Genomic DNA, 3,285 nt, shown 5'->3' with positions numbered 1-3,285 from the left:
ATTGTTCATTGAAAACTGGATATTGAAGTAAAAAAGTAATCAAAACAAACCGAGAACACCGCGTTGGATAGTAAATTTATTTATTGTTCGAAGCTTATTTTATTGGTGACGCCTCTATCGCTAGAGAAACGAACCAAACAATTGACCGTAAGGTCATCAGGTTAAGTGAATAAGGGCGCACGGTGGATGCCTTGGCATTAGGAGCCGATGAAGGACGGGACTAACACCGATATGCTTTGGGGAGCTGTAAGTGAGCTATGATCCAGAGATTTCCGAATGGGGAAACCCAACATCTTTTATAGGATGTTACTTTCCAGTGAATACATAGCTGGTTAGAGGTAGACGCAGAGAACTGAAACATCTAAGTACCTGCAGGAAGAGAAAGAAAATTCGATTCCCTGAGTAGCGGCGAGCGAAACGGGAAGAGCCCAAACCAACAAGCTTGCTTGTTGGGGTTGTAGGACTCCGATGTGGTAGTCTGTCAAGATAGTCGAAGGACCTGGAAAGGTTCGCCAGAGTGGGTAATAGCCCCGTAGACGAAATGTTGGCAACACCTAGGAGTATCCTGAGTACGGCGGAACACGAGAAATTCCGTCGGAATCCGCGGGGACCATCCCGCAAGGCTAAATACTCCCTAATGACCGATAGTGAACCAGTACCGTGAGGGAAAGGTGAAAAGCACCCCGGAAGGGGAGTGAAATAGATCCTGAAACCGTGTGCCTACAACAAGTCAAAGCCCGTTAATGGGTGATGGCGTGCCTTTTGTAGAATGAACCGGCGAGTTACGATTGCATGCGAGGTTAAGGTGAAGAGCCGGAGCCGCAGCGAAAGCGAGTCTGAATAGGGCGAATGAGTATGTAGTCGTAGACCCGAAACCATGTGATCTACCCATGGCCAGGTTGAAGGTGTGGTAAAACGCACTGGAGGACCGAACCCACGTACGTTGAAAAGTGCGGGGATGAGCTGTGGGTAGCGGAGAAATTCCAAACGAACTTGGAGATAGCTGGTTCTCTCCGAAATAGCTTTAGGGCTAGCCTCGGAATTAAGAATGATGGAGGTAGAGCACTGTTTGGACTAGGGGCCCATCTCGGGTTACCGAATTCAGATAAACTCCGAATGCCATTCATTTATATCCGGGAGTCAGACTGCGAGTGATAAGATCCGTAGTCGAAAGGGAAACAGCCCAGACCACCAGCTAAGGTCCCAAAATATATGTTAAGTGGAAAAGGATGTGGGGTTGCACAGACAACTAGGATGTTGGCTCAGAAGCAGCCACCATTTAAAGAGTGCGTAATAGCTCACTAGTCGAGTGACCCTGCGCCGAAAATGTACCGGGGCTAAACATATTACCGAAGCTGTGGATTACACCTCTGGTGTAATGGTAGGAGAGCGTTCTAAGGGCGTTGAAGGTCGATCGTGAGGACGGCTGGAGCGCTTAGAAGTGAGAATGCCGGTATGAGTAGCGAAAGACGGGTGAGAATCCCGTCCACCGTATGACTAAGGTTTCCTGGGGAAGGCTCGTCCGCCCAGGGTTAGTCGGGACCTAAGCCGAGGCCGAAAGGCGTAGGCGATGGACAACAGGTTGATATTCCTGTACCAGTTGTTTTTGTTTGAGCAATGGAGGGACGCAGGAGGCTAAGAAATGCATGCGACTGGAAGTGCATGTCCAAGCAGTAAGTCTTGAGTAGAGTCAAATGCTTTACTCTATACGGACAAGCTGTGATGGGGAGGGAAATAATAGTACCGAAGTTTCTGATGTCACACTGTCAAGAAAAGCTTCTAGTGAGAAAACAACTGCCCGTACCGTAAACCGACACAGGTAGTCGAGGAGAGTATCCTAAGGTGTGCGAGTGAACTCTCGTTAAGGAACTCGGCAAAATGACCCCGTAACTTCGGGAGAAGGGGTGCTGACTTCGGTCAGCCGCAGTGAATAGGCCCAAGCGACTGTTTATCAAAAACACAGGTCTCTGCAAAATCGAAAGATGAAGTATAGGGGCTGACGCCTGCCCGGTGCTGGAAGGTTAAGAGGATGGGTTAGCTTCGGCGAAGCTCAGAATTGAAGCCCCAGTAAACGGCGGCCGTAACTATAACGGTCCTAAGGTAGCGAAATTCCTTGTCGGGTAAGTTCCGACCCGCACGAAAGGCGTAACGATTTGGGCACTGTCTCAACGAGAGACTCGGTGAAATTTTAGTACCTGTGAAGATGCAGGTTACCCGCGACAGGACGGAAAGACCCCATGGAGCTTTACTGTAGCTTGATATTGAGTGTTTGTACCACATGTACAGGATAGGTAGGAGCCGATGAACCCGGAACGCTAGTTTCGGTGGAGGCGCTGGTGGGATACTACCCTTGTGTTATGAACCCTCTAACCCGCACCACTTATCGTGGTGGGAGACAGTGTCAGGTGGGCAGTTTGACTGGGGCGGTCGCCTCCTAAAGAGTAACGGAGGCGCCCAAAGGTTCCCTCAGAATGGTTGGAAATCATTCGCAGAGTGTAAAGGCAGAAGGGAGCTTGACTGCGAGACTTACAAGTCGAGCAGGGACGAAAGTCGGGCTTAGTGATCCGGTGGTTCCGCATGGAAGGGCCATCGCTCAACGGATAAAAGCTACCCTGGGGATAACAGGCTTATCTCCCCCAAGAGTCCACATCGACGGGGAGGTTTGGCACCTCGATGTCGGCTCGTCGCATCCTGGGGCTGTAGTCGGTCCCAAGGGTTGGGCTGTTCGCCCATTAAAGCGGCACGCGAGCTGGGTTCAGAACGTCGTGAGACAGTTCGGTCCCTATCCGTCGCGGGCGTTGGAAATTTGAGAGGAGCTGTCCTTAGTACGAGAGGACCGGGATGGACTTACCGCTGGTGTACCAGTTGTTCTGCCAAGGGCATTGCTGGGTAGCTATGTAGGGAAGGGATAAACGCTGAAAGCATCTAAGTGTGAAGCCCACCTCAAGATGAGATTTCCCATTTCTTTAAGAAAGTAAGACCCCTGAGAGATGATCAGGTAGATAGGTTGGAAGTGGAAGTGCAGTGATGTACGGAGCGGACCAATACTAATCGGTCGAGGACTTAACCTAAGAAACGAATAAAAAAGTGTTTAACCACGTTTTGATTACATACTTCAATCCAGTTTTGAGTGAATAATCACTCAACTTAATAGCAACAACACCCAGTGTGGTGGCGATAGCGAGAAGGATACACCTGTTCCCATGCCGAACACAGAAGTTAAGCTTCTTAGCGCCGATTGTAGTGAAGGGTTTCCCTTTGTGAGAGTAGGACGTCGCCACGCTA

At 49.9% G+C, this 3,285-nt stretch carries 2 rRNA genes; both read left to right on the top strand.

Annotated elements, in window-relative coordinates:
- Positions 1-159: 159 nt before the first annotated feature.
- Positions 160-3,071: ribosomal RNA gene (locus BCR21_RS06040) — 23S ribosomal RNA — on the top strand.
- A gap of 96 nt (positions 3,072-3,167) precedes the next feature.
- Positions 3,168-3,283, top strand: a 5S ribosomal RNA gene (gene rrf / locus BCR21_RS06035).
- Positions 3,284-3,285 lie beyond the last annotated feature (2 nt).

The sequence above is a fragment of the Enterococcus ureasiticus genome, from assembly GCF_001730285.1.
GTDB classification, from domain to species: Bacteria; Bacillota; Bacilli; order Lactobacillales; family Enterococcaceae; genus Enterococcus_L; species Enterococcus_L ureasiticus.
Note: the sequence above shows the minus strand (reverse complement) of the source record. Positions and strands in the feature narration are given on the sequence as shown.